The sequence below is a fragment of the Nonomuraea sp. 10N515B genome, from assembly GCF_052245915.1.
In the GTDB taxonomy this organism is placed as follows: domain Bacteria; phylum Actinomycetota; class Actinomycetes; order Streptosporangiales; family Streptosporangiaceae; genus Nonomuraea.
In genome coordinates this window covers 24,134-49,092 of the sequence record NZ_JBQQBQ010000039.1, presented here as the reverse complement: position 1 = coordinate 49,092, position 24,959 = coordinate 24,134, and the positions used below count along the sequence as shown (strand labels likewise).

Below are 24,959 nucleotides of genomic sequence, written 5' to 3'. Positions count from 1 at the left end.
CCGTATGCGCGGCGGCCGTGAACGGAAAAGAGGTGTAGTGCCAAGGTTAGCCGACGACGCGGCGTCGCCGCCCGGAAGGACTACATTCTCCGGACGGAAGATGTAATACCACCGGCGCTGCCTGCCGTACTTTCGATGTGGCCGCCTTGTCGCCGGCGTGGCGCGCTATCTAAGGTGCAGGCATTCCGCTACGAATGAGGTGCCAATGATTCGGTTCACGATTCTGGGCGCGCTGACGGCGATGAACGGGGAACGAGAATTCACTCCGAGAACACCCAAAGTCTGCCAGGTACTCGCCTTGTTACTCTCCCGAGCCAATCGCATAGTCGGGTTCGAGTCCTTGATCGAGGAGCTGTGGGGTGAGGACCCGCCGAAGACCGCACAGAGCACCGCTCAGACCTACATCTACCAACTCAGGAAGGTCCTTGAGCGGGAGAGGCTGGCCACCCCCGCGGGGGAGCTGCTGGTGACCAAGCCCTTCGGCTACGTCCTGCAGGTCGACGGCGATCAACTGGACGCATACGCCTTCCAGCGCATGCTCGCCGAGGGGCGGAAGGCGCTGGCCGAGGGCCGCTACCTTGAGGCCTCCCGCCAGCTCGGCAGGGCGCTCGACCTGTGGACGGGGCCGCCCCTGGCCAACGTCTCCCAGGGATCGCTGCTGCGCGCCTACGGTGTCCACCGGGAAGAGGAGCGGCTGCGCGCTGTGGAGCTGCGCATCCAGGCAGACGTCCTGCTCGGCCGGCATCGCGAGCTCGTCGGCGAGCTCAAGGCGCTGGCCGCGACCTATCCGCACAACGAATGGTTCCATGCCCAGCTCATCTCGGCGCTCTGCCGGAGCGGACGGCGCAGCGAGGCCCTGCACGCCTATCGCAACGTGCGGTCGATCCTCAACCAGGACCTCGGCATCGACCCCTCCCGGGAGCTGCAGGACCTGCACCAGGCCATCCTGACCACCGGTCTGGACACCGGTCCCGAGCTGCAGTTCGCCGGCTGACCGACCCGAGCGGTAGCGCCCCCGGGGGAGGCGCTACCGGTCATTCGTCGGTCCAGCTCGGGATGAGCGAGGCCGAGATGGCCTTGCTCACCGCGTCGATCCTGGACACCGCGCCGAGCTTGGTGAAGATGCTGTGCAGGTGGCGTTTGACCGTCGCCTCGGTGAGATGCAGCCTGCTGGCGATTTGCGCATTGCTCATGGCCGCCGAGGCGAGCCTGAGCACCTCGATCTCCCGCGCGGACAGCACGCCGATCGGCGGCCGGTCGTCGCGGGCCGAGCCGCGCATTCCGGCCACGCTCCCCTCGGAGATCGACAGCAGAACCCGGGTGGAGCTGGTGTGCGCCATCCTGACCGCCGCCATCAGCTCGTGCCAGCTCGCGCTCTTCAGCAGGTAGGCCCGCGCCCCGAGCGCGATCAGCTCCTGAATGAGCCTGGGCTCGTCCTGCATGCTCACGATGACGACCCGGGTGCCGGGCGAGGCCGCCTTCACGGCCCGCATCGTGGTGGTGACGTCCTCCCCGGGCAGGGACACGTCGAGCAGCAGGATGGCGGGCCGCAGCTCGGCGATCAGCTTGACGGCGGTGGCGCCGTCACCCGCCTCCCCCACGACCACGATGTCGTCCTGGTCCTGGAAGATCTCTCGTAATCCGACCCGGAAGAGCGTGTGGTCATCGACGATGACGACCGTGATCTGATCAGTAGGTGCCGGCATTCCCGTCCCTCAGCAGGGGAACCGTCAGTTCCACGCGCGTGCCCTTGCCAATGCGGCTGGAGACCAGCGTGTTCCCGCCGAGAAGGGCCGCCCGCTCCGCCATGATCGACAGCCCGGCGCCATCACTGGCGCCGGTGGCGGCGAAGCCCGTGCCGTCGTCGGCGACCGTGGCCCTGAGCTCGTGCGGCGCGATGTCGATCTGCACCAGGACCCGCCCGGCCCCGCTGTGGTCCAGGGCATTGCGCAGTGCCTCCCTGACGATCAGGAACACCTCGTCCCGCACCTGGTGGTCCACCCAGCTCTCGTCGCCGTTGACGACCACGGACGCGACCGCGCTCACGGGCTCGGCCTCGAACAGGAAGGAGTGCAGCGCCTTCTCCAGGCTGGGCACCGACTCCGACACGCGCAGGTCGCCGATGAGCTTTCGGATCGCCTCGATGGCCTCCTCCAAGGCGAGTTGGACCATGGAGACGCAACGCCGGACGTGCTCCGGATCGAGATTCCGGCCGCGGCGCTGGAGGCTCTCCAGGTTCCGGTGGCCGACCGTCACCCCGTAGCTCACCCTGTCATGGAGCTCGCGGGCCAGCCTGGCGCGCTCGTCGGACTGCACGCGATGGATCTCCTGCAGCAGGAAGCTCGCATACCAGCTCGACGCCTCCCGGATGCGCAGCGCGATGCTCTTGCTCAACAGCAGCGAGAGCTCGACCAGGGCCTGCCTCGCGTCCTCACGCTCGGGTCCGAGGCGCTGGTCGACCCAGCGCAGCACCACCTCGAAGAGGATCTCGGCCGCGCGCAGCGACTCGGTCGGGTGCACGCCGTGCCGCGCCCGCGTGACGGCGATCTCCCTGCTGATGTCCTCGCCCCTCGTCGTGGGCGCGGAGTCGCGCAGCCCTTCAACCACGTCGGCGACGATGCTGGTACAACTCGCCAGCACCTGCTCGGCGGACTCCGGGTTACGCAAAAGTAAACTATTCGCGTTATTGAGCTCCTGCTCGTATGCGGTGCGGACCTCCACCACGGAAGACTCCAGCAAATCCGCCACTAACCATCGAACCTCGCCGCTAGGCCCGAGTCGTCCCACGATTCGCCCCAATGGATAGTTTGACCCCGTACTTAACCATCCGCAGCGGCTCAACCCAGTGACTGTGCAACAACTGTGCTGCCCCCGTCTTACATGAGCCAATTTCAGATTACCGTCTGGATACTTATGGCCACGTGAGTCAAACCATGTCCATCAAACCGGTCCGTGTCAACCTTTGTCGGAAAGTCCCTGGTTGTGGCGTCGAGTCACGTGTCATGCCGTGGCCCCGTCGTTGGCCAGGGCCCCGACGGCCTCGGTCGCCAGGTGGCGCAGGGACTCCTCCTCGACCAGGGGCACACCGAGCCGGTTGCAGAGGAGGCGAGCGCACCTGTCCATGACGGCGAACGCGCTCCCGCCCGCATCGCGCCGCCCGCCCCGCGACGTCAGCGTCTCACGCAGCGTGGTGACAGACCGCGCCCAGGTCGCGAGGGCCCCGGAGTTTCCGGCCGTCCGGATCCGCCTCGCCAGCGTGATCGCCTGCTCCCGCTGGGACTCGAGTGCGCGGCCCTTGTCGAGGAGGCCCACTTGCTCGGCGCTCCTGCCGGAGGCCCTGACCAGCTCGGCCAGCCGCTGCGGCTCGGGGACGGAGGTGAACCAGGCGATGCACGTCATCGCGTACGCGGCCGTGGCCCGCTCGCCCGGCGTGAGGCCGCCCACCAGCATGGCCAACGCAAGCCTGCTGGACTCGACGAAGTGGCGCTCCACCGCCCGGACCGCCGGACCGTCCCTGTGGCGCCCGTGCTCTCGCCGGTACGGCACGAGCAGCAGCGAGTTGTCGGGATAAAGGTTGCGAGAGTAGGACGACACCCGCTCCTGGCGCGCGAGCAGGGCCGCCATCCGCTCGTAGTCCTTCTGCCTGGCCGCGGTCGTGGACGGCCGCGCGGCGAAGAATTCACCGAGTCGTTCGCTGATCAGCGTCTCGACGTCGCCCCGCTCGACCGCCGGCTCGGGCAGTATCCGGAGCCTGAGGTGATTTCCCCCATCCCAGCAGCGCAGGAAGAAGAAGTCCGTCGCCAGCCCACGCTCGGTCAGCTCCGCGGCCAGCGGCGCCACGGCGTGCACCAGCAGCTGGTCGAGATCATCGTGGTAGAAGGCGTGAGCACTGACCCACCTCGCCTCATCCACTCTCAACCTCCCTCGCTCCGACTCCCTGCCTGCCTGCCGCCCCCGCCTGTCCCCCGGCACTCCCGGAAACACGCCACCGGCCTACGCGCCCGCGCTCTTCCAGCGGAAACAGCAGGCATCATCGGCGGCCCCTCCGGACGACGGGTGGATGCATCCTGGCGCTGATCACTCAAGGCCGGATCGAGGCTTGATCGAGGCCTGATACAGAATGTCAGGGTGATTTACAGCTCTTGTCATATTCCCAGTCGCCGGCATACCTCCAGCGTCGCCGCCGACGTGTTGAAGGTCATGAAGTGCATTCCCGGCACGCCCTCGTCCAGGAGCCTGACGCACATGTCCACCGTGTGATCGATGCCGAGCCGGCGCACGGCGTCAGGGTCGTGGGCGACCCGGTCGAACGCGGCGGCCAGTTCGGGCGGGAATGGCGCACCCGAGAGCTGCTCCGATCTTTCAATCGTGCTCATCCGGGTCACCGGCATGATGCCGGGAATGATCGGGGTTTCGCAGCCGCGGGCGGCGACGCGGTCTCTCAACCTCAAATAGTCCTCGACCCGGAAGAACATCTGGGTAATGGCGTAGTCGGCGCCCGCGCGGCATTTCTCGACGAAGTGCCGGGTGTCACTCTCGACATCAGGTGAGCGGGGATGGCGGTAGGGGAAGGCGGCCACGCCGACGCAGAAGTCCCCGGCGACCTTGATCAGCCTGACGAGGTCGGCTGCGTAGGCGACCCCTTGGGGGTGCTTGGTCCACTGCCCCAGGGGATCGCCCCCCGGCGGATCGCCGCGGAGCGCCAGGAGGTTCCGCACGCCCGCCGCCGCGAACCGGCCGACGAGGTGACGCAGTTCGGCCACCGAGTGGTCGACCGCGACCAGGTGCGCCACGGGCAGCAGCGTCGTGTCGCCGGCGAGCCGTTCGGTGATCTCCACGGTGCGGTCGCGGGTCGATCCGCCGGCGCCGTACGTGACCGACACGAACGTCGGGCGGACCGCCTCCAGCTCGCGGATCGTCCGCCAGAGCGCCTGTTCGCCCTGAGGGGTCTTGGGCGGGAAGAACTCGAAGGAGATGGAGGGAGTGCCCGCCGCGAGCAGCTCCCGGACCGAGGAGCTCCGCTGGATGGTCAGGTGCGTCATGGCGACACCAGCGCCATCATGGGGACCTTGCCCAGCGCGACCTCGGCCTGCGCCTCCGCGACCCGCTGGAGCTCGGTGGCCGCCGCGCCCCCGTAGGTGTCCGCCACCCGCTCCACCGCGGTCTCGAGATGGAACTCATACCCCTGGCCGCCCACCGACTCGATCGCCAGTGCGGCCATGAGGCAGCCGGCCTGGGCCGCGCGCTCCAGCGGGAATCCCCAGGCGACCCCGGCGAAGAACCCGGCGCGGAACGCGTCGCCCGCGCCGGTCGGATCGACCGGCTCCTTCACTGGAACCGCAGGCACGAAGATCGGCTCCATGCCACGCCGGTCGACGCGTGCGCCGTCGGCGGCCAGGGTGGTCACCCAGACCTCGACCCGCTCCAGCACGTCCCTCTCCGACCAGCCGCACTTGCCCAGGAGCAGCGACCGCTCGTACTCGTTGGTAAGCAGGTAATGTGCGCCATCCAGCAACGAGACGATCTCGTCCGCGGCGAGCAGAGCGAGTTGTTGTGAAGGGTCGGCGGCGAACGGGTATCCGCGGGCCCGGCACTCCTCGGAGTGGCGGGCCATGGCGGCCGGCTCGTTCGGGCTGACGATCACCAGCTCGCACCCGCCCACGCGCCGTACGACCGGGGCCAGCTCGATCTCCCCTGCCTCCCGCATCGCCCCGGGGTAGAACGAGGCGATCTGGTTCCCGTCGAGGTCGGTCGTGCAGGAGAAGCGGGCCGTGTGATGGCTGTCGGAGATCCTGACCGACTCGACGTCCACCCCGTGCTGGAGCAGCCATCTGCCGTAGTCGCCGAAGTCGGGGCCCGCGGCGCCGACCAGGGCGGGGAACAGGTTGAGCTGGCCCAGGCCGTAGGCGATGTTGGCGCCGACGCCACCCCTGCGCACGGTGAGACGGTCGACGAGGAAGGACAGCGACACCGTGTCGAGCTTGTCCTTGACGAGCTGCTCGGTGATCCGGCCGGGGAAGGTCATCAGATGATCCATCGCGATCGAACCGGTAACGATGATGCTCATGGACGCCAGCTCCTTCACACGGCCCTGCCGAGAGCGTCGGCGCGGTCGGTGCTCTCCCAGGACAGGCCCTCGCGCCCGAAGTGCCCGTAGGCCGAGGTCTGCGCGTAGATCGGGCGCAGCAGATCCAGGTCGCGGATGATCGCCGCGGGGCGGAGGTCGAACACCTTGGCCACGGCGTCCTGGATCTTCGCGACCTCGGTCTTCTCGGTGCCGAAGGTCTCGACGAACAGTCCGACGGGGTGCGCCTTGCCGATCGCGTACGCCACCTGCACCTCGCACCGGTCGGCCAGTCCCGCCGCCACGACGTTCTTGGCCACCCACCGCATCGCGTACGCGGCCGAGCGGTCCACCTTGGACGGGTCCTTGCCGGAGAAGGCGCCGCCGCCGTGCCGGGCCATCCCGCCGTACGTATCGACGATGATCTTGCGGCCGGTCAGCCCCGCGTCGCCCATCGGGCCGCCGATCTCGAACCGCCCGGTCGGGTTGACCAGCAGGCGATAACCCTCGGTTTCGATGCCGACCTCGGCCAGCAGCGGCGCCACGACGTGCTCGGCGATGTCGGGGACGAGCAGGCCGTCCAGGTCGACGCCGGCGGCGTGCTGGCTGGAGACGACGATGGTGTCCAGCCGCACCGGGCGGTCGCCGTCGTACTCGACGGTCACCTGCGTCTTGCCGTCCGGCCGCAGGTACGGCACGACGCCGCTCTTGCGCACCTCGGACAGCCGCCGGGCGAGCCGATGGGCCAGTGCTATCGGCAGTGGCATCAGCTCGGGCGTGTCCCGGCAGGCGTAGCCGAACATCAGCCCCTGGTCTCCGGCGCCCTGCCGGTCGAGCTCGTCGCCGTCGCCGCCCACCCGGTGCTCGTAGGCGTCGTCGACGCCCTGGGCGATGTCGGGCGACTGCGCGCCGATGGACACCGACACCCCGCAGGAGGCGCCGTCGAATCCCTTGGCCGACGAGTCGTACCCGATCTCCAGCAGCGTCCTCCTGACGATGGCCGGGATGTCGGCGTAGGTCTTGGTCGTGACCTCGCCCGCGACGTGCACCTGGCCGGTGGCGATCAGCGTCTCGACCGCGACCCGGCTGGTGGCGTCGCCACTCAGCAGCTCGTCGAGTATCGCGTCGCTGATCTGGTCGGCGATCTTGTCGGGGTGGCCCTCCGTGACGGACTCGGATGTGAACAAGCGACCGCCCATGTCTCCTCCGCATCTCCAGACGATGCGCCGATGATGAGCGGTCCCGATCGAGTTTCGAGCCAGGGCCGCTGAGTGAGCCGTCATCGGCGTCACCCAGCGGCACGTGGTCTTCCTTACTCCACGACCAGGTTGACCGGGATGTTGCCGCGGGTGGCGTTGGAGTAGGGGCACACCTGGTGGGTGGCCTCGACGAGCTCACGGGCCGTCTCCGGGGCGATCGAGTCGGGCAGCTCGACCCGGAGCGTGGCCTCGAGCTGGAAGCCGCCCTGGCCGTTCGGCGACAGGCCGATCTCGGCCGTGACCGACGCGTCCGAGACGTCGATCTTCTGCTGAGCGCCCACCAGCCGCATCGCCGAAGCGAAGCAGGCCGCGTACCCGGCGGCGAAGAGCTGCTCCGGGTTCGTGCCCTCACCGTCGCCGCCCAGCTCCTTCTGCAGGGCCAGTTTGACGTCCAGCCGTCCGTCCGAGGAGACCGCGCGGCCGTCGCGCCCGGCGGAGGTGGCGATGGCGGTGTACATGCTCATGACGATGCCCTTTCTTAATGAACAGACCTGTCTGTCTGCCGCATGCCATGAGAGTAGACAGATCTGTCTGGTATCGTCAACATGTGAGCGCAGAAACGTTGGAAGGCCGTCGCCCGAGCGCGGCGCGCACCCGCGTGCTCGACACCGCAGCGCGCCTGTTCTACCGGGAGGGCGTGCACACGGTCGGGATCGACCGGATCATCGCGGAGGCGGACGTCGCCAAGGCGACCTTCTACAAGCACTTCCCGAGCAAGGACGACCTTGTCCGCGCGTACGTGACCGAGCAGAGCGCGCGACAGCGCGCCGCGGCCGCCACCATGCAGGCTGATTCTCCGCGCGAGAAGCTGATGGGCATTTTCGCCTTCATGTGCGAGTTCGGGGCCGGTCCCACCTACCGCGGCTGTCCCTTCGTCAACACGGCGGCCGAATATCCCGATCCCGGTCACCCCGTGCGGCAGGCCATCGCCGAGTACCGCCGTTGGGTCCGCGACCTCTACCGGGACCTGCTCGCCGCCGACGGCCACCCCGACGCGGAGCGGACCGCCGACATTCTCCTGCTGCTCAGGGACGGGCTCGTGGTCGGCTTCGACCTCGACGACCCCGCCCGAGTGCGTGCCGCCCTCCTGGAAGCACTCGACAGAGTGCTGGGCGCGTAACGGACACGGTGCCGGACTCGGGCACATCGGACACGGTGCCGGACTCGGGCACATCTGATGAGGTCAGGGTTGTGCCAGGCGGCGGGCGATGACCCGGAGCGCGAGGACCTCGTCGGCGCCTTCGAAGATCGACAGCACGCGGGCGTCCACGAACAGCCGTGAGACGGCGTACTCCTCGGCGTACCCGTAGCCGCCGTGCAGCTGCTGGGCTTCGCGGGTGACCCACTCGGCCGCCCGGCAGGCGACCTGCTTCACCTGCGCGGCCTCGAGGTCGCCGTCGCCGGCCGCGACCGCACGCGCCGCCGCGAACGTGAACGCGCGGCACGCGGCGATCAGCGCCGCCATTCTGGCGATCTTGGCCCGGGTCAGCTGGTAGCCCGCGAGCGACCGGCCGAAGACCGGCCGCTGCCGGGCGTAGTCCACGGCCAGTTCGAGCGCCGATTGCATGACGCCGACGGCGCGGGCGGCGGTCTGCAGGCGCGCGTTGGCGAACGCCCGCATCTGCAGGTAGAAGCCGCGCCCGAGACCGTCGTCCAGCCCGATCAGGCCGGCGGCGGGCACGCGCCAGCCGTCGAACCCGACCTCGAAGGAGTGCATGCCGCGATAGCCGAGGGTACGGATGGCGCGCCCTTCGACGCTCCCGCCGACCTCCTGGGTGAGGCGCCAGGTGTGGCCGGTGAAGGACGGTTTCTCCACGACGAACAGCGACAGCCCGCGGTGGGTGGCGGTGCGGTCCGGGTCGGTGCGGGCGAGGACGAGGAGGTAGTGGGCGCGGCCGGCGAAGGTGCACCAGGTCTTGACGCCGTTCAGCACCCACTCCTCGCCGTCCCTGGTCGCACTGGTGGTGATGGCGGCGACGTCCGACCCGCAGTCGGGCTCGGTCACCGCGACGGCGCACAGCCGCTCCCCCGACGCGATCGCGGGTAGCCAGCGGCGTTTCTGATCCTCTGTGCCGCCCCGGGTGATCGCGGCACCGATGATCTCAGGGCGGGTGATGAGCGAGCCCGCGGCCCCCAGCGAGGCGCGGGAGAGCTCTTCGGTCACCACGACCATGCTCAGCAGCTCGTCAGCGCCGCCTTCGGCGTAGCCGCCGTACGCGGCGGGGATCGACAGCCCGAAGCAGCCCATGTCGGCGAGGCCGTCGATGATGGCGTCGGGGATGTCCTCGTCGTCGCGGTGTATGCGGCCGGCCGCCGGGGCGATCTGGTCGGCGGCGAAGTCGCGGAAGGCGGTGCGGACGAGCTGCAGCTCGTCGGACAGGTGTCGCGGTCCCGCCTCGCCGGTGACCATGACCCGCTCGGCCACCCGTTCCAGGAGTGCCGGGTCCCGTCCCGCGGCGACGTGTGCGGCGATCCCGTCCAGCGCGGTCCGGTCCACACCCCATAGGCCTTCCCGTCCGGTGATGCGACCGGCCAGCTCGGCGGCGACGTCGGCGGCGTAGAGCAACGCCAGGTCGTCCTCGCTACGGCTGCGGGCGTGGGCCTGATGTCCGAGCAGGGCCGCGGCGGCCGCGGCGGACGACGACACGGACGCCACGTCGTAGGCGACGGCCTGGTGCTCGTCGACCGGCTGCACGTGCGCGGCGGCCTTGCCGACGATGGCCTGCAACGTCTCGACGATGGCCCGGGCGCGGGCGGCCGGTTCACGCATGGCGGGCCCCTTCGATCGTCAACGTGGAGCAGGGCTCGCCGGAATCATCTCCGAACAGGCCCAGCGTGAGCGGGGCGGCACCGACCCGGCGCAGTCGGGCGGCCTGGCCGCAGAACAGGGGTTTGCGGTTCCGATGCCGCATGCGCAGGATCGGCCCGTCATGTTTCTCCAGCCGCAGCACCTCGGCGAGGGCCAGCGTCATCAGCGGCCCATGCACCACCAGGCCCGGATACCCCTCAACGCGGGTGGCGTACGGCCAGTCGTAGTGGATGCGGTGCGGGTTTGCCGTGGCGGCGCTGAAGCGCATCAGCAGGGTCGGGTCGGTGGCGAGATCCCACGCCCACTCCCCCGCCCGGGTCAAGGGCGCGCCGGCCGGAACCAGGGCGGCCGGGATCTCGATGTCCGCCGCGAAGGGGACGGGCACCGCGTCGCGGTAGATGAGGTCCTGGCGTTCTTCGAGCGCGAGCCGGTCGCGCTCGTCGTACAGCGTGGTGGCGACCACCACCACGACCAGCCTGCCCGAGCGCCCGGACTTCTCGGTGACCGACTCCACCCGCGACTCGCGCCGGACCGTGGCGCCGACCGTGAGCGGGGCGTGGAAGACGACCTCGCCGCCGGCGAACACGCGCCGCGGCAGCTCCACCGGAGGCAGGAACGACCCGCGCGCAGGATGACCGTCCACGCCGAGCACGGACGAGACGGGCCAGCGGGCCAGCGCGCCCCAGTGCCACAACGGCGGCAGGGCGTCTCCCGGACCGATCACGGGCATGCCGTCGTCGAACAGCGCCGACAGGGCCGCCACGGGATGCGGTTCGACCGTTTCGACGGTGGTGACGGTGTGCGGAGCCCAGCTCATCGGTTTGTCTCGCTCACGTGATGGGGTTGCGCGCGATCAGTTGCGTACCCACCGTGCACCCGCATCGCGTCCAGCGCCACCTGCATGGCGGTGCGCATGGCCTGCAGGTCGCTGCGCCGCCCGGCTCGGTGAGCGCCATCGTGGCCCTGTCCCCGCCTCGTAGTCCCGCACCCGCGGCCGGGCCCGTTCGTCGACGAAAGCACCGGTCAGGGCCACGATGTCCCGCTCGTCCTGATTCAGTGCGCTCATGGTCGTTCTCCGCTTCCCGCGCTGCGAATGATGCCGTCCTCCCTCAGCTTGGCGAGGTCCTGCGCGGACAAGCCGAGCTCGCCGCGCAGCACCTCCTCGGTGTGCTGCCCCACCAGCGGCGCGGCCGCAGGAGGCGGCTGCCGCCCGTCCATCATCACGGGACCTCCCGGCGCCCAGTGATCGCCGACGCCCGGCTGGTGGAGCAGCGCCATCAGCGGGTTCTCCGGCAGCAGGCCGGCGAGCTCCGCGAGGCTCCGGTACGCCGACCACAACACCCGGGTGTCACGCAACGCCGCCTCCGCCTCGGCCAGGGTGTGAGCCTCGAACCAGCCGGCGAGCAGCTCGCCGAGCACCTTGCGGTGCCGGTGGCGCTGCGACTCCTCGGTGAAGTCGGCCCCGAGCGCGGCGGCCAGCGCGGCGACCACGTCGGTGAGGCCGGTCGCGGCGAGGAGGTCCCGCCAGTGCCGCGGCGTGAGGGCGACGATCATCAGCCGCCCGCCGTCGGCGGTGGCGAAATCCCGCCCGAAGGTGCCATAGACGTGGTTACCGTCGCGTTCCCTGGGTGAGGTGCTCAGCTGGGCTTCGGCGAGGTAGCCGAGATTGCCCGCGGTCGCCAGGGCGACGTCCTCGAGCGCGAGACGCACCTGCTGTCCTTCGCCCGTCAGCAGGCGGTGCCGTTCGGCGGCCAGCAGCCCGGCCGCCAGGTAGAGCCCGGCGGCGAGGTCCCAGGCCGGCACCACGCTGTTGACCGGCTGCGCGGTGTCCGGCGGGCCGGTCAGGAGGGGAAATCCGGTGCCCGCCTGGACGGTGTAGTCCACGGCGGCCCCGCCGTCGCGGCGGCCGGTGAGCAGCACGTGGATCACGTCGGGGCGGCGCGCCCGCAACGCCTCGTACGACAACTCGCGGAACCGGTCCGCGTTGCTGACCACGATCCCGGCGCGGACCACCAGGTCGGCGACGAGCCTGCGGCCCTCCTCGCGTGACAGGTCCACCTCGATGGCACGCTTGCCCTTGTTGAGCCCCGACCAGTAGAGGCTCGTGCCGCTCGCGGCCAGCGGCCACCGGGTACGGTCGACCGCGCCGCCGACCGGCTCCACCCTGATCACGTCCGCGCCCAGCTGAGCCAGCGTCATCCCGCACAGCGGCGTCGCCACGTAGCTGGACAGCTCGACGACTCGCAGACCGCGCAGCGGCCGCGCCCGCCCGCCGGCGCCGTCCGTCACCGACCCGCCTTCGGTCTCCACTATGTCGTCTCCTGACCTGGTCTCGAGGGCTCGTTTCACCACGCATAGCTCGGCTTTGAGGACGTTTCCGTTCGCTAGGCGCCCTCCACGTCGTACCCACCCGTTCCCGCTCACGTGCACGGGCGCGGGCACGGCATGATCCGTGCGTGGTCAGAAGGGCCAGCCGGTGGTGTTCGAGCAAGACTCGCGGGAGATTCCCGAGCCGGTGTCCGGGTAGTTCCCGTAGCGCTCGTCGTGGAGGTGGGCGAAGAAGTAACACATCTCCTCGCACCAGGCGTCCAGCACGGCCAGCCGCGGATCCCGGAGCACGCCGGCGTAGAAGTCACGGCCCATGGCGACGATGAAGCCGCGTGCGTACAGGAAGCCGTCGTCGGAGCCGTCGGTCACCGCTTGGATGTCCGCGCGGTCGATGTCGTAGAGCTTCCGCTCGACCACCCGATCGAGGCCCGTCAGCTCCTCGGCCGACAAATCCCGGCTGCTCGCCGCGAGGTTGGCGAGGAAGTCCTCCAGCGCCTCGTCGATGACGGCGAGCACGGCGTCCGCGCCGGAACCGGGACTCCTGTCCGTGAGCGCCTGTCGCGCCTGGCCGACATCCGCGCCGAGGGGCGCCCAGGCCGCCTCCACCATGTCCCAGAAACGTTCCTCCGCGTCCATTGCCCACCTCTCAAAAGCCGATCTTGTGCATCCGCGCCGATCAGCAAACCAGGCAGGACCGACAGAATCAGGGTGGTGAGGACCGGTGCTCGCTGCTGGCGCGGACGATGAGCGTGGTGGCCAGCTCGATGCGGGTGCCCGCGGGCCCGCCCGGGTGGGTCAGCTCCTCGGAGATGAGCCGTACGGCCTCGTTGGCCATGTCGTCGAGCGGCTGGCGCACGGTGGTGAGCGGGGGCGACAACATCTCGCACAGGGGCGAGTCGTCGAACCCGACGACGGACAGGTCGCCGGGGATGCGGACGCCGCGCTCGGCGGCCGCCTGGTAGACGCCCGCGGCCTGCAGGTCGGATCCGGCGAAGATCGCGGTGGGCGGGTCATCGCGGTCGAGCAGTTCGGCGCCGAACAGCTTGCCGCCGGAGACGAGGAAGTCGCCGTAGCGGGTCAGCGCGGGGACGGGCTCGATGCCGAACGTGCGATGCGCGGCCAGGTAGCCCTCGTACCGGTCGAGCGTGCACTGCACGTCGAGCGGCCCGCCGATGAACCCCACCCGGGTGTGCCCCAGCTCGAGCAGGTGGGTGGTCGCCATGACGCCGCCGGACCAGTTCGTGGCCCCGACCGTGGACATGCGCGGGTCGCGCTGCCCGACGGGATCCAGCAGCACGAGGGGGACGTGCAGCAGCTCTCCGACGGCCGCGATCTCGTCCTTCTGGTGCCGGGAGAGCACGAGCACGATGCCGTCGGTGCCGCGCTTGCGCAGGATCCCGATCCAGCGCCGCAGGTCGAAGTCGGGCCGCGCGGACGAGGTCACCACGAGCGAGAATCCCCATCGCGCCGCCGCCCGCTCCGCGCCCTTGATGAGGACCTGCGCCCACGGCGAGCCGAGCCCGTCGATGAGCAGGTCGACCATGCCGACCCGGGGCGTGCTCGGCGGGCGCGGCGTCTCGTAGCCGAAGGCCCGGACGGCTTCGAGGACCTTGTCCCTGGTGGCGGCCGAGACGTGCTTCTTGCCGCTCAGGACCTTGGAAACCGTCGGCACCGACACTCCTGCGGCCGCCGCGACGTCGGCGAGCGTCGCTCGGGGCACAGAACCTCCCGCTGTAGCGGTGCCGCCATCCGGATGACACCGGCGAGTGACAATTTTCGGAAAATCACGTGAAAGCCATTAGCTCTCTGAACTGGGCTAATCGGCCTTCTTATTGAATCAATGGGGACTGTTGACAGGATTGAGGACCGCAGCCTACCGTAACGGTTCGGCAATGTCACGGTAATCTTTCGGAAAGCTAGTCAGAAACTTTCCGACGCGAAGCGGTGGGGCGCCCAGGGTGAAACGAAGGAACACCGAGGGTAAGGGGCAGCTGGCCCTTGAATGTGCATGAAAGTGCCAACCAGCAAGCTCCGCACCCGGCTCACCGCGATGGCCGACGCCACCAGCATCGCCGTCATCGCCACCAACCCCGCCTACACCTCCAAATGGGGCGCCCAACACTGGCAGGCCCCTCTCACTACCAAGACCCGCACGACCACCCGCCGCGACGCGGCCGCCGTGGCGATCGGCAGACGCGCCCTCGGGCACCCGATCCGGCGACGGACGGCACCGCCCCCTGCTCACCGGAGCGATGAGCAGGGGCATCGGACCGCCCAGGCCCGGGCGCCCGTAGGCGTGAGGGACCCCGCCCCCGCATCCCCGGACCACGGACACGATCCGCGCCGCCCGGACGCGGTGAGAAGGCGGGCGACCAGAACGCTCAACACCGTTCGGAGCGTTCGACTGAGCACCTGCACCACATGCTCAGTCCCTAGGAACGGTGTATGCCTGCACGTGTTAGGTCGCGGACGTCGTGGCGGAGCGGACCGTGACACTGACAGGCCCCGTACGCGAGATCACCGGCGCCGAACGGCGGCTGACCACCGTCTCCCTCGACCGGCGCTGAGCGAGCCCCGAACTATCGACAGGAGTGTTGAGATGACTCGCATGGACGCGTTCAGGAACCGTGTCAAAGGTTTGGCCTTCGGCGGCGACTACAACCCCGAGCAGTGGGAGCCCGCCGTCTGGCGGGAGGACGTCCGGCTCATGCGCGAGGCCGGCGTCAACACCGTTTCGCTCGGGGTGTTCGCGTGGGCGTCGCTGGAGCCCGAGCCGGGCAAGTACGAGTTCGGGTGGATGGACGAGGTCATGGACCTCCTCCACGACAACGGCATCAGCGTCAACTTGGCCACCCCCACCGCGGCGCCGCCGGTCTGGCTCACCCACCTGCATCCCGAGGTGTTCCCGATCAGGGAGGACGGGCAGCCGTTCGGTTTCGGGAACCGGCTGCACTACGACCCGTCGTCGCCGATCTACCGGGAATACGCGGCGACCATCACGACCAAGCTCGCCGAGCGGTATTCGTTCCATCCGGCGCTGGCGATGTGGCACATCAGCAACGAATACGGGCCGACAGCGTACAACGGGGCCGCGGCGGTCAACTTCCGCCGCTGGCTGCAGCGCAAGTACGGCGACCTCGACGCGCTGAACGAGGCGTGGACCACCCGGTTCTGGGGCCAGATCTACACCGACTGGGACCAGATCGACGTGCCGCACATCCCCCGCACCTGGATGAATCCCACCCGCCGCCTCGACTTCAAGCGCTTCACCTCCGACGCGCTGCTGGAGTGCTACCTCGCCGAGCGGGACATCGTGCGCTCCTTCCGCGACGACCTCCCGGTCATGACGAACTTCATGCGGTTCTTCCGCCACGCCGACTACTGGAAGTGGGCGCCGGAAGAGGACGCCGCCGCGCTCGACATCTACCCGAACCCGGCCGAGCCCGACTCACACGTGTCGGCGGCCTTCAACTACGACCTGTTCCGCTCGCTCAAGGGCGGGCAGCCGTGGATGCTGATGGAGCAGTCGAGCAGCGCCGTCAGCCAGTGGACGCTCAACGTGGTCAAGGAGCCGGGGCGGATGCGGCTCGGCTCGCTGGCGGCGATGGCGCGCGGCGCCGACTCGGTCATGTTCTTCCAGTGGCGGGCCAGCCGCGGCGGCCAGGAGCGTTTCCACTCGGCGATGGTGCCGCACTCCGGGCCCGGCTCGCGCACGTTCAGGGAGATCACCGACCTCGGGCGGGAGCTGAAGCTGCTGGCGCCGGTGGCGGGCACGACCTCGCGCTCGGAGATCGCGATCCTGTTCGACTGGGACGGCTGGTGGGGGCTGGAGGAGGTCTTCGGCCTGCCGCGCAACGACTTCAGCTACACCGACACGGTGATGCGGCACTACACGCCGCTGTGGGAGCGGCACTACCCGGTGGACGTGGTGTCGGCCGGGTCGGATCTGGACTCGTACAAGGTGCTGGTGGTGCCGAACGCGTACCTGATCGACGAGGAGGGCGTGCGGCGCATCACCGAGTTCGCCCGCAACGGCGGGACGGTGCTCATGTCGTTCTTCTCCGGCGTGGTCGACGGCGACAACCGGGTGCGGCCGAACGGCTACCCCGGCGCGTTCCGCGAGCTCATCGGCGCCAAGATCGACGAGTACTGGCCGGCGCGGCCACACGAGGAGTTCGCGGTCGACTTCGCCGACGGGCGGCGCGCGGCCTCCACCTGGTGGCGTGAGGACCTGCACTTGGAGACCGGGACGGCCCTGGCGACCTACGCCGGCGGGCTGCTGGAGGGCCGGGCCGCCGTGGTCGAGAACCGGTACGGCGCCGGCCGGGTCGTCTACGTCGCGACGCTGCTGGAGCAGGCCGCCTTCGACGCGCTGGTGGCGCAGACGGTGGAGGAGGCGGGTGTGCGCCGGCGCTTCGAGGGCGTCCCCGCCCATGTGGAGTGCTCCGTGCGGGGCGACGACGCCTACGAGTACGTGTTCCTGCTCAACCACAGCGGCGAGCTGGGCGCGTCCGTCCCCGTGGGAGGGGAGGGGACGGACCTGCTCACCGGGCGGCCCGTGTCCGGGGAGGTGGCGCTGGAACCCCTGGGAGCGGCGGTGATCCGGCGCGCCACGCCGTAACGACCCCGCCCGGTCGCGACCATCGACCGGAGGGGGAAGACGGAAAGCCGCATTGCCGCGCGGCGGGGAACCGGTGGCAGCAAGGGATCCTCCTGATGGCGCGTCCTTGACCAGGCGTCCACCGGGACGGGTCTCTGGCCGCCCTGTGGCCCCGCCCCACGGCGGGCTTCTCCGGGCGCCGCCCGTCACCTCGCGCCCTTTTCTCGAGCCATTCCGAAATCCTGACGCTGCGGTGACCAGACCGGGGAAGGCCGGATCGCCGCAGGTTACAGCGCTGTTACGCGCATCCGTGTCGCTGCGCGTACACCACGTAGCGGCCCCGATTCGAAATGCCGGAACTTCCGACATGTCGAATAGTCGCCGATCCGTAATGCGATACATGGCTTTTTGTGGAGAAAAGGCCTTTGCCGCCGCTGGGGAGAACAAGCGGGCGGCCGTCGCTACGGTGGGAATTGTCCATAGCGCCGTCATGGACCATCCCGGGAAACCGTGGCGCCGTCATGGTGAATCCCGGGAGCCGTGCACGACGCTTCGGCGAGTCCCAGGCCGGTCCTGGGCTCCTCCCCTCCAATCGGGAGCGATCTCATGCTGAAGCGACTCCTCGTAGCCACCGCCGTGGCCGCGTCCACACTCGTGATCAGCGGCCCGATCACCACACAAGCCGCCAGCGCCGCCGACACACTCTGCACGACCGCCGAACAGCGCGCCGTGCCGGCACCCGCCGCGGTCAAGTGCCGCTGGAAGGAGAAGTACGGCAACTGGTGCAAGTTCTGCTACAAGTACGGCAAATGGAGGCTGCAGTACTGCGAAGAGATGTGACGAAGGCAAGTAGCCGCTGGTGACTCACCCCGCCGGCACATTCCGGCGCCCCGCGAGAAACATCCTCGCGGGGCGCCGTCCCCGCGCAGGATTCTGCACCGAAATAGTCCATAACGCAGGCACAACGAACTCGAGCTGATCGGGCACACGATCAAGCGCGCCCAACTCGGGGCGGGGGACGTGTAGATGCTCTATCTGTATGTGATCTTCAGCCTGTCCCTGCTGGTACTCCTCGTGCTCGGTGTGGCAGAACAACGCCGGCACGACGCCAACCTGGACCGCATCCCGGTGCGGGTCCTGGTCAACGGCATCCGCGGCAAAAGCTCCATCACCCGGCTGATCGCCGGAGCCCTGCGCGGCGGCAGGCTGCGCGTGATCGCCAAGACAACCGGCAGCGCCGCACGCTTCATCCACACGGACGCCACCGAGGAGCCGGTGCATCGCAAGTTCGGCATCGCCAACATCGCCGAGCAGATCGGCATCGTGCGCCGCGCTGTCGCGGAGCACCCGGACGCGCTGGTCATCGAGTGCATGGCGGTGAAGCCGCCGTTGCAGGAGACCTACCAGGACAAGCTCATCCGCTCCACCATCGGTGTGCTGAGCAATGTCCGGGAGGACCACCTGGCGGAGATGGGCCCCACCCTGGACGATGTCGCGCGGTCGCTGTCGCGCACGATGCCCCGCGGCGGCATCTGCGTCACCGCCGAACGTGACCGCCGAACGGTGCTCGAGCAGGAGGCCGGGCGCCGCGACTGCCGGCTCCTGATCACCGACGCCGGCGAGGTGAGCGAGGAGGAGATGGCCGGGTTCCGGCACTTCACCTTCCCTGAGAACGTCGCCATCGCGCTCACGGTGGCCGCCCAGGTCGGCGTCTCCCGCCGGGACGCCCTGCACGGCATGTACACCGTGCAACTCGACCCCGGCGTGCTGACGGTCGAGGAGTACGACGTGCGGGGCGCGACCCTGCGCTTCGCCAACATCTTCGCCGCCAACGACCCCCGCTCCACGGTCATGAACTTCCATCAGCTCCTCGACCACGGCCACATCGGGCCGCCGATTCTCACCCTCATCAACTGCCGGCCGGACCGCATCGAACGCAACGCCCAGATGGCGGAGATCGTCCCGGAGCTCGGCACCTCCAGGCTGTTCCTCATCGGCCATCCCACCCGATCCGCCCGCGCCGCACTCCCCGCGGGCTGGAACGGAGAACTGGTCGACCTCGGCGGCCCTCACCGCGAACCCGAACAGATCTGGAGCCAGATCTGCTCCCGCATCGACAGCGACGCCTCCGTGGTCGCCATCGGCAACATCCACGGTCAGGGGGAAAGGCTGCTCGCGCACTTGCTCACCGCCGCCGCCCCGGCCGGAGCGGCCCGATGAGCCCCGCCGCCACCTCCGTGCTCACCCCCGAGACGGCGGCCCTGGGGTTCGCGATCGGGCTGCTGTTCGCCCTGATCTGCTACCTGACCACCAACCTCTCTCCGGGCGGAATGATCAGCCCTGCCGGGCTGGCGATCACGCTCATCGAGGACTGGCGCCGCATGATCATGATCGCCTGCGTCGTGGCGCTCACCTGGGCGGGCACCGTGGTGGTCCAACGGTTCGTCATCCTTTACGGCAAACGGCTGTTCGCCGGCGCCCTCATGCTCGGCATCTTCCTGCAGGTGACGCTGTTCGCCTTCCTGCTCAGGCGGTTCCCGCTGCTGCTCAGTCACGAGACACTCGTCTTCCTCGTACCGGGTCTGATCGCCTACCATCTCGGCAACCGGTGGTCCCCACCCTGATCTCCACGACCTTCGTCACCGCGGTCACCTACGCCGTCCTGGCGGCCGGCATCCTGCTGCACCTCCTTGGCGGCTGACGGCCGAATCAGACGTGCACCCCGCATCGCCACCTATCCTCGCTGGTGAGGGCCACACAGCAAGGACAGGACAGGGCCGCTTCGCAGCGGTCTGATCAAGGATCGAAGGTTCATCGGAGTCATCCCAGCTATGACGGGGGTTCGTAGACGGGTCGGGGCCGCGGCAGCTGCGGCCGTGGTGGGTGCGGCGTTGCTGGTCGCGCTGCCGGCGCGACAGGCGTCAGCCGCATCCCCGTTGACCTGCCTGCCCACGGTTCCGCTCTACGGGGTCGATCAGGGCGGGGACCTGACGTGGCACGGCCATCGGGACGGCGCCGGCGGCGGCGCATCGTGGGCGCCGGGTAGCGGCAGGAAGGTCGGCCATGGGTGGGGGCGCTTCGTCTCGATCGTCTCCGGCGGGGACGGCGTGATCTATGCGGTCGACCGATCCGGTTACCTGCGGTGGTATCGGCATCTCGGCGCGGCCACCGGCGCCGAGCAGTGGGCGCCCGGCTCCGGCAGGGTGATCACACAAGGCTGGGGCGGCTATGTCGAGGTGACCACCGACGGCTCGGGCGTGCTCTACGCCCTGGACAGGCAGGGAAACCTGCACTGGCACCGGCACCTGTCGCCGGTGCGGGGCGGCAGCGCCTGGGCCGAGGGTAGCGGCAAGGTCATCCGATCCGGATGGAACGCGATCACGCGACTGATGACCGGAGGCGATGGCGTGCTCTTCGGCGTCAACGCCAAAGGACACATGCGGTGGTACCGCCACGCCGACCCTGGACGCGGCGGTCCGTCCTTCAGCACCGGCACCGGGCTGGTGACCGGCGAAGGCTGGGGCGGCTACCGCGCCCTGGCCGGCGCTGGCGCCGGCGTCTTCTACGCGGTGGACCCCAGCGGCAGGCTCTGGTGGGAACGGCACGCCGACCCGCGGGCAGGCGCACCCGTGTGGCAGGCGCGCCGCCAGGTGAGCAGCGGCTGGAGCGGCTTCACCGCCGTGTTCGCGGGCGGCGCCTCGTGTTCGGCCAGTTCCTTCACCGGCTACGCCGCCGGCAAGCACGGACAGACGATCTACTACAAGGACGGGCGGGCCGGCGCGGTGCTCACTCCCCGCGCCCGTACCGCGATTCTGTACGGCTCGCCACGCAAGTTCGCCGAAAACACCACTGACGCCACCGTCTCGACCCGAGCATGGGTACGCCTGCTCCCCGAGCCCTGGACGCCGTCGGCCGATTGGGCGTCCTCCTGGCTGTCCGCCACCATCGGCAGCACGCAGGACGATCTGCTCGAGATCGCCACGCAGTACATCACAGGGGCACGCGACCAGACCAAGGAGGGGCAGCGATACGCCGGCGATGCCCACTACGGCCCGGTCGGCGAGGACGGCCCCAACGAGGGGTCCGACTTCAACGACTACCTGGGTCTGGACTGGACGTACGGCGAGAAGGTGGATCGGGCCGAGCCGGAGCAGAAGGGTGCGCTCGACTGTTCGGGATTCGTCCGGATGGTGTACGGCCACCGCGGCGGTTACCCGGTGGCGATCGGCACCCCGGCAGGCACCGCTCTGCCACGACGAGCCGTGCAGATGCACGCTTCCGCCCTCGGCGTGAGCGTGGCCGACGGCGGCACCGCCAAGCCCGGCTCCTACGCCGGCCTGCAGCCGGGTGACCTGCTGTTCTGGGATGCCAGCACCGACGACGGCGCCGACATCGACCATGTGGGCATCTACCTGGGCATCGACTCTGACGGCGGGCACCGCTTCCTGTCCAGCCGCAAGGTCGTCGACGGCCCGACCTTGGGCGATCGGGGAGGGCCGTCGCTGCTCGACGACGGCACGCTCTACGACCGATCTTGGCGCGCGGCCAAGCGCCTCTGACCCGACGGCGCGCGGCCGGGTCCGGAACGTTCAGCGGGCGACATGGCCTCCGGTGCCACAGCCCCGGCAGGCGCGGTCGCACAACCTCCAGCGCGACGCCCCGTCAGCGAGCGCCGAGGCACAACCTCCGGCGCGACGACGCCTCAGCGGGCACGGATGGGCGGGCACGGATGAGCGGGCACGGATGAGCGACCCCGGCACTGCGACCGTCAGCGGGCGCGTCACCTTCTGCGTGGCAGCCCTTGGTGGGAGCGGGCAGCTGACCCCTACCGTCGCAACGCCCCTCGGCAGGCGGGGACTGCGGCGTGGCAGGCGCCGGGAGGAGGCCGGTCGGTCACGGGGACGGCTCGAGCCAGGCGTCCACCTCGGCACGCAGGCGGGACTTGAGCGGCTCGGGGGCGAACGACGCCTCGATCGAGGCCCGGGCCAGATCGGCCAGGTCGTGGTCGTCGTAGCCGAAGACGTCGCGCAGGCGGGCGTATTCGTCGGCGAGCGACGTCTCCCCGTCGGTGTTGACGGTGACCGCCAGCCCGGCGGCCCGCAGCCGCGGCAGCGGGTGGGCGGCGAGCGAGGGGACGAACCCGAGCAGGACATTGGAGGTGGGGCAGACCTCCAGCGGGATCCCGCGCTCACGCACCTCCGCCACCAGCGTGTCGTCGTCGAGCACCCGGATCCCGTGCCCGAGCCGCTCGGCGTGCCCCAGGTCGAGCGCCTCGCGGATGCTGGCCGCGCCGGCCGCCTCCCCCGCGTGGTGCGTCAGGCGCAGCCCCGCGTCCCTGGCGGCGTCGCACACCGCCGCGAACGGGGCGAGCGGGTGGGCCTCGTCGCCGGCCAGCCCCAGGCCGATCACGGCGTCGTAGCGGGTGGCCAGCTTGAGTGTGCGCCACATCCGCTCGACCGGCCGCCGCCTGGAGTGGTCGAGCAGCACCCGCCACTCGATCCCGTGCCTGGCCCCGCCCTCGGTCAGCCCGTCGAGCACCGCCTCCAGCGGCATCTCCGGCGCCCCCAGCCGCTCGCCGTGGGAGGCTGCGGTGAAGGTCACCTCCACGTAGCGGGTGCCCTGCGCGGCCTCGTCCTCGCAGAACTCCACCGCGATCCGCCTGAAGTGCTCGGCCGTGCGCAGCAGCTCCCGCACCCGGGCCCGCGCGTCGCCGAACTCCCTGAAGCTCTGGAAGCCGTTCTCGGGCTCGCGCGATCCGCCCAGCTCGCGCGCCGTCTCCGGGCGTACGGTGCTTTCGAGGTGCACGTGCAGGTGGGCTTTGGGCAGTGACCGTACGTCTCTCACGCCCCAACCTTAGAAACCCGCCCCGCCCGTGCGCACTCCGTTTTCACGTGGCGGTCTTCTTGGTGAGGCGCATCTTGGACTGCTTGTGCGGCAACCGTTCCCAGTCCTCCATGAACGTCGCCGTGAATCCGTGCTTCTCGGCCAGGGCCGCGAGCGTCTCGGTGCGGTAGTAGAAGTCCTCTCGGAGGACCTGGTGCTCCTTGCCCACGGTCCGGTCGAAGGTGAAGTCGAACCAGGCGTTCGGCTTCATGACGCGGCCCACGTGCGCGAAGCACTCCTCGATGACGTGCAGCGGCGAGTGGGAGAAGACACTGTGCGCGTGCACGACGTCGAAATGCCGGTCGGGCAGGAACGCGAAACGCAGATCGCGTACCGGAGTCAGATACGGCAGTTTGTCGCGCAGGCCGTGCCGGACGATGGTGTCCTGCGCCGCCATGAGGATGTCGGGCGAGATGTCGATTCCGTAGTAGTTTCCATCGTGCAGGTAGTCGATGAACAAATGCCCCGCGCGCAGGTTGCCGCAGCCGATTTCCAGCATGCGGCATTCCGGCTTGAGCCCGTGTTCGACGAGGTAGTCGAATTGCATGCGACCGAGCGCCAGCCAGCGTTTGTGGGTGTGCGAGCCGACCGCGCCCTCGGGGTCGCGCGCGGTGTCGGACTTCATGACCGCCCGGTAGTAGCCGACATGATCGCGGGTACGCAGCCGGAACCACGTGTCACGCGCCAGCCGCCGCAGATGGGGGGCGATCTTGTGGGGATTCTTGAACGCGTAGGCCGCCTGGTGGACGACACTGGAGCGGGTGCGTTTCACCCTTGGAATCTAGGCCAGCCGCCGTGCCGGTCAAAGGTCCCATGCGACACTCTTGGGTTTTCATTTACGCAGGCTTTCTCCCGACCAGCGGACATTCCCCGATCAGCCGCCCCAGAAAGGTGCCGCCACCCCCAAATTGATCACTTGTGCGGCACCCGGGGCATTCAATCGGATCATCAACCCGATCGTCGGAGAAGATCAGCTGAGATAGTCGCGCAGCGCCAGCGAACGCGACGGGTGGCGAAGCTTGGACATCGTCTTGGCCTCGATCTGCCTGATGCGTTCGCGGGTGACGCCATAGACCTTGCCGATCTCGTCCAGCGTCCTCGGCTGGCCGTCGGCCAGGCCGTACCGCAGGCTGATCACGCCCGCCTCCCGCTCGGAGAGCTGGTCGAGCAGGGAGTTGAGCTGCTGCTGGAGCAGGGTGAACGAGACCGCGTCGGCCGGGGAGACGGCCTCGGTGTCCTCGATGAGGTCGCCGAACTCGCTGTCGCCCTCCTCCCCCAGCGGCGTGCTCAGGGAGACCGGCTCGCGGCCGTATCCCTGGACCTCGACGACCCGTGCCACCTCCAGCTCGGTCTCGGCGGCGATCTCCTCCGGGGTGGGCTCGCGGCCGAGGTCGCTCTGCAGGCGGCGCTGCACCCGTGCCACCTTGTTGATCAGCTCCACCATGTGGACGGGGATGCGGATCGTACGGGCCTGGTCGGCCATGGCCCGGGTGATGGCCTGCTTGATCCACCAGGTCGCGTACGTGGAGAACTTGAAGCCGAGCCGGTAATCGAACTTCTCGATCGTCCGGATCAGGCCTAGATTGCCCTCCTGGATCAGGTCCAGGAAGAGCATGCCGCGGCCGGTATAACGCTTGGCGATGGAGACCACCAGCCGCAGGTTGGCCTCCAGCATGCGGCTCCTGGCGCGCTCGCCGTCGTCGGCGATCCACTCCAGATCGGCACGCAGCTCGGCGGGCAGCCCCGGCTCGGTGTCCAGCCGCTCCCTGGCGAACAGGCCGGCCTCGATGCGCTTGGCCAGGTCGATCTCCTGCTCCGCAGTGAGCAACGGGACGCGCCCGATCTCCTTCAGGTATGCCTTGACCGAGTCCGCGCCGACGGTCCCGCCACCGTCGGCAGTGTTGTCGTCCACTTCGAGAACCTCTGCTGCTTCGGACAAAACTCACTCCTCGCTCGCGTTGGATGGACGCACTAAGTTTGGGTCGCGCCTAACTTTAGGTTGAACCTTCGTCTTGG

Annotated in this window: 21 protein-coding genes and 1 pseudogene; 7 read left to right on the top strand and 15 right to left on the bottom strand. The window is 69.4% G+C overall.

Annotated features, from left to right (window positions below):
- The first annotated feature begins 205 nt into the window (after window positions 1-205).
- The gene (locus ACTWQA_RS40030; protein ID WP_443164136.1) at window positions 206-994 is read left to right on the top strand and encodes an AfsR/SARP family transcriptional regulator; all 789 of its coding nucleotides are present in this window, start codon (window positions 206-208) and stop codon (window positions 992-994) included.
- 40 nt (window positions 995-1,034) lie between these two features.
- On the opposite strand, the gene ACTWQA_RS40025 is transcribed toward ACTWQA_RS40030, so the two are convergent.
- From ACTWQA_RS40025 to ACTWQA_RS39995, 7 genes are all read right to left on the bottom strand, one after another.
- Window positions 1,035-1,706: a response regulator gene (locus tag ACTWQA_RS40025; protein WP_443164135.1), complete on the bottom strand. Its 672-nt coding sequence runs from the start codon at window positions 1,704-1,706 to the stop codon at window positions 1,035-1,037.
- A complete protein-coding gene (locus tag ACTWQA_RS40020; RefSeq protein WP_443164134.1) occupies window positions 1,690-2,724 on the bottom strand; it encodes a sensor histidine kinase in 1,035 nt (344 codons plus the stop codon). Before ACTWQA_RS40020 ends, ACTWQA_RS40025 begins: the two co-directional genes overlap by 17 nt.
- Before the next feature lie 276 nt (window positions 2,725-3,000).
- The gene (locus ACTWQA_RS40015; protein ID WP_443164133.1) at window positions 3,001-3,912 is read right to left on the bottom strand and encodes a lantibiotic dehydratase C-terminal domain-containing protein; all 912 of its coding nucleotides are present in this window, start codon (window positions 3,910-3,912) and stop codon (window positions 3,001-3,003) included.
- A gap of 233 nt (window positions 3,913-4,145) precedes the next feature.
- Window positions 4,146-5,042, bottom strand: a complete 897-nt coding sequence (gene metF, locus ACTWQA_RS40010; protein WP_443164132.1) for a methylenetetrahydrofolate reductase [NAD(P)H] — start codon at window positions 5,040-5,042, stop codon at window positions 4,146-4,148.
- Window positions 5,039-6,067 (bottom strand): carbohydrate kinase family protein, encoded by a 1,029-nt coding sequence (locus ACTWQA_RS40005; RefSeq protein ID WP_443164131.1) that lies wholly within the window; start codon window positions 6,065-6,067, stop codon window positions 5,039-5,041. The genes metF and ACTWQA_RS40005 overlap by 4 nt, the downstream gene beginning before the upstream one ends.
- A gap of 14 nt (window positions 6,068-6,081) precedes the next feature.
- Complete coding sequence (gene metK, locus ACTWQA_RS40000) at window positions 6,082-7,263, bottom strand: methionine adenosyltransferase (RefSeq protein ID WP_443164130.1); 1,182 nt, start codon at window positions 7,261-7,263, stop codon at window positions 6,082-6,084.
- A 113-nt stretch (window positions 7,264-7,376) separates the two neighbouring features.
- Complete coding sequence (locus ACTWQA_RS39995; RefSeq protein WP_443164129.1) at window positions 7,377-7,787, bottom strand: organic hydroperoxide resistance protein; 411 nt, start codon at window positions 7,785-7,787, stop codon at window positions 7,377-7,379.
- Window positions 7,788-7,870: 83 nt separating this feature from the next.
- Here ACTWQA_RS39995 and ACTWQA_RS39990 point away from each other — a divergent pair, with 83 nt between their 5' ends.
- Entirely contained in the window at window positions 7,871-8,443 is a 573-nt protein-coding gene (locus tag ACTWQA_RS39990) for a TetR/AcrR family transcriptional regulator (RefSeq protein WP_305917194.1), read from the top strand.
- Between the two features lie 63 nt (window positions 8,444-8,506).
- Here ACTWQA_RS39990 and ACTWQA_RS39985 read toward each other — a convergent pair whose 3' ends face one another.
- The 5 genes from ACTWQA_RS39985 to ACTWQA_RS39965 form a co-directional block, all read right to left on the bottom strand.
- On the bottom strand, window positions 8,507-10,093 hold the full coding sequence (locus ACTWQA_RS39985; protein WP_443164128.1) for an acyl-CoA dehydrogenase family protein: 1,587 nt from the start codon (window positions 10,091-10,093) through the stop codon (window positions 8,507-8,509).
- Window positions 10,086-10,949 carry an FAS1-like dehydratase domain-containing protein gene (locus tag ACTWQA_RS39980; protein WP_443164127.1) on the bottom strand — a complete coding sequence of 288 codons (864 nt, stop codon included), beginning with the start codon at window positions 10,947-10,949 and terminating at the stop codon, window positions 10,086-10,088. Before ACTWQA_RS39980 ends, ACTWQA_RS39985 begins: the two co-directional genes overlap by 8 nt.
- 245 nt (window positions 10,950-11,194) lie before the next feature.
- The gene (locus ACTWQA_RS39975; protein WP_443164126.1) at window positions 11,195-12,442 is read right to left on the bottom strand and encodes a CoA transferase; all 1,248 of its coding nucleotides are present in this window, start codon (window positions 12,440-12,442) and stop codon (window positions 11,195-11,197) included.
- Window positions 12,443-12,592: 150 nt separating this feature from the next.
- Complete coding sequence (locus ACTWQA_RS39970) at window positions 12,593-13,096, bottom strand: DUF4240 domain-containing protein (RefSeq protein ID WP_443164125.1); 504 nt, start codon at window positions 13,094-13,096, stop codon at window positions 12,593-12,595.
- Between the two features lie 67 nt (window positions 13,097-13,163).
- Complete coding sequence (locus ACTWQA_RS39965; protein ID WP_443164124.1) at window positions 13,164-14,180, bottom strand: LacI family DNA-binding transcriptional regulator; 1,017 nt, start codon at window positions 14,178-14,180, stop codon at window positions 13,164-13,166.
- A gap of 879 nt (window positions 14,181-15,059) precedes the next feature.
- On the opposite strand from ACTWQA_RS39965, the gene ACTWQA_RS39960 reads away from it, so the two are divergent.
- The 5 genes from ACTWQA_RS39960 to ACTWQA_RS39940 all read left to right on the top strand — a co-directional run bounded on the left by ACTWQA_RS39960 (window position 15,060) and on the right by ACTWQA_RS39940 (window position 21,619).
- Window positions 15,060-17,081, top strand: a complete 2,022-nt coding sequence (locus ACTWQA_RS39960; RefSeq protein WP_443164123.1) for a beta-galactosidase — start codon at window positions 15,060-15,062, stop codon at window positions 17,079-17,081.
- A 585-nt stretch (window positions 17,082-17,666) separates the two neighbouring features.
- Window positions 17,667-17,900: a hypothetical protein gene (locus ACTWQA_RS39955; RefSeq protein WP_443164122.1), complete on the top strand. Its 234-nt coding sequence runs from the start codon at window positions 17,667-17,669 to the stop codon at window positions 17,898-17,900.
- A gap of 186 nt (window positions 17,901-18,086) precedes the next feature.
- Window positions 18,087-19,280 (top strand): poly-gamma-glutamate synthase PgsB, encoded by a 1,194-nt coding sequence (pgsB, locus tag ACTWQA_RS39950; RefSeq protein WP_443164121.1) that lies wholly within the window; start codon window positions 18,087-18,089, stop codon window positions 19,278-19,280.
- The gene (locus tag ACTWQA_RS39945; RefSeq protein WP_443164120.1) at window positions 19,277-19,684 is read left to right on the top strand and encodes a poly-gamma-glutamate biosynthesis protein PgsC/CapC; all 408 of its coding nucleotides are present in this window, start codon (window positions 19,277-19,279) and stop codon (window positions 19,682-19,684) included. The genes pgsB and ACTWQA_RS39945 overlap by 4 nt, the downstream gene beginning before the upstream one ends.
- 207 nt (window positions 19,685-19,891) lie before the next feature.
- Window positions 19,892-21,619: a tachylectin-related carbohydrate-binding protein gene (locus tag ACTWQA_RS39940; protein WP_443164119.1), complete on the top strand. Its 1,728-nt coding sequence runs from the start codon at window positions 19,892-19,894 to the stop codon at window positions 21,617-21,619.
- Between the two features lie 334 nt (window positions 21,620-21,953).
- On the opposite strand, the gene add is transcribed toward ACTWQA_RS39940, so the two are convergent.
- From add to ACTWQA_RS39925, 3 genes and pseudogenes are all read right to left on the bottom strand, one after another.
- Complete coding sequence (add, locus tag ACTWQA_RS39935; protein ID WP_305917207.1) at window positions 21,954-22,904, bottom strand: adenosine deaminase; 951 nt, start codon at window positions 22,902-22,904, stop codon at window positions 21,954-21,956.
- 43 nt (window positions 22,905-22,947) lie between these two features.
- Window positions 22,948-23,715, bottom strand: a complete 768-nt coding sequence (locus ACTWQA_RS39930) for a class I SAM-dependent methyltransferase (protein ID WP_443164118.1) — start codon at window positions 23,713-23,715, stop codon at window positions 22,948-22,950.
- Window positions 23,716-23,913: 198 nt separating this feature from the next.
- Window positions 23,914-24,864 (bottom strand): annotated as a pseudogene (locus tag ACTWQA_RS39925) (RNA polymerase sigma factor); the annotation flags it as partial.
- Window positions 24,865-24,959: the final 95 nt, after the last annotated feature.